This is a genomic window from Vibrio sp. 10N.222.46.A1 (assembly GCF_041473595.1).
In the GTDB taxonomy this organism is placed as follows: domain Bacteria; phylum Pseudomonadota; class Gammaproteobacteria; order Enterobacterales; family Vibrionaceae; genus Vibrio; species Vibrio tasmaniensis_A.
This window is the reverse complement of sequence record NZ_JBFRSN010001290.1, coordinates 1-1,362: the sequence shown is the minus strand read 5'-3', so window position 1 is coordinate 1,362 and position 1,362 is coordinate 1. Positions and strand designations below refer to the sequence as shown.

Below are 1,362 nucleotides of genomic sequence, written 5' to 3'. Positions count from 1 at the left end.
GTATTATATAGATAATATTATCACTGAAGCTAGTGAGGCATCTGCACAACGATCTATGAAAAGTACAGCGTTAGCAAAAAAAAATGGATTATTGATCTCTATTGGGTTCTTAGAGTTATGCATGGATAATGCAGCTAAAACCTCAGATGAGCAATTATACTATTGTGAAAGAGCATTAGGTAATTTCAAAGCAGAACTGTCACCTCTGGAGTTAGAGTTAAACGAAGATATAATTAATTTAAATGCTTATGGTGCAATGAAAATTCAATTAGATTATGAGGTTAGACTTATAGAAAATGAAATTAAATATGACAACTCACCATCAAGTCAAGAGAAGTTAGCCGAAACGTTACTTAGTTGGGTTAGCTTCATTACTATTTTGTTATCTATATTGTCCATATACTGCTTAGTTGTGTATACATTATATAAAAATCGCCGATGAAATTCGTATAACAAACGCTTCAAGACAGATTCGCAACACGTGGCGCTTTTACTATGCGTCGCGTAGAGTGTTTAATTATGTATGGTGTTGCTCACTACTTAAGCGGGCGTTAGCTGGAGTAAAAGTTTCAAGGGTTTAAATCTATTTATTCCCGCACTAGCTACACATGCGAAAGAATGGTGCTAATCACTATCTCGCCAGTGGCACTGTTTGTATCTCTGGTGAATCAAACTGATTCGTTTACTGAAGTGGTTTGTTCGTTTAGTTCTTTGACGCGGTTTCTTGGATGTTGTGAGGCTAGATAAATTCTCATACTCATGAGCACATTTCATTAACTGCTTCGAAAGCATCCTTTTCAAATTCAGCCGACCTTTTTGGATTGAAGTTTTACTATTACCTCTTCTTTGCCAAGCACTTTTTTGGGTTGTGTTTGAGTTTTTAACGTAAGGCTTGGTTTTTGTGCTCGCTGGGCGTAAAGTCAAAGTAATCAACATCTTGGTATGCCACGTATCATTGTGCAATCAGCTAACAAGGCGCTAAAGACGGACTAACAAACGCTTGGCATTTTTAGCTTGGTTTAGTCGTGTGTTTAAGGTGTTTTAATTGAGTGAAGTGGTAGGTTTGTTAGCCACTTAGCTAATCGTTAGCATTATTTTCAGTTCAGAGGTAAAAATGAAAATTATTGAACAATATAGTGAGTTGGGACAAATTTTTGATGCAGTTAACGACTCCAAAATTACAATTGTCTCCGCATTTGCTAGTGGGACAGAATCAATAGTTAAAGGATTGACAGCTAGAAATAATGTGGAATTAATTGTTGGTACAATTAATTCATTTTCTTCACCAAAGTATATTGAGAATCTAATAGACTTAGAGTCTGAAAATTTAAATATTTATATGGATTTTCGCTATGCGAATAG

General features: G+C 35.4%; 1 protein-coding gene and 1 pseudogene. Both read left to right on the top strand.

The window, feature by feature from the left end; all coding sequences use genetic code 11:
• Positions 1 to 442 (top strand): hypothetical protein (locus tag AB4496_RS26040; protein ID WP_372132773.1); only part of this gene is annotated, 442 nt, incomplete at its 5' end.
• A gap of 672 nt (positions 443 to 1,114) precedes the next feature.
• Positions 1,115 to 1,362, top strand: a pseudogene (locus AB4496_RS26035) (hypothetical protein); the annotation flags it as partial.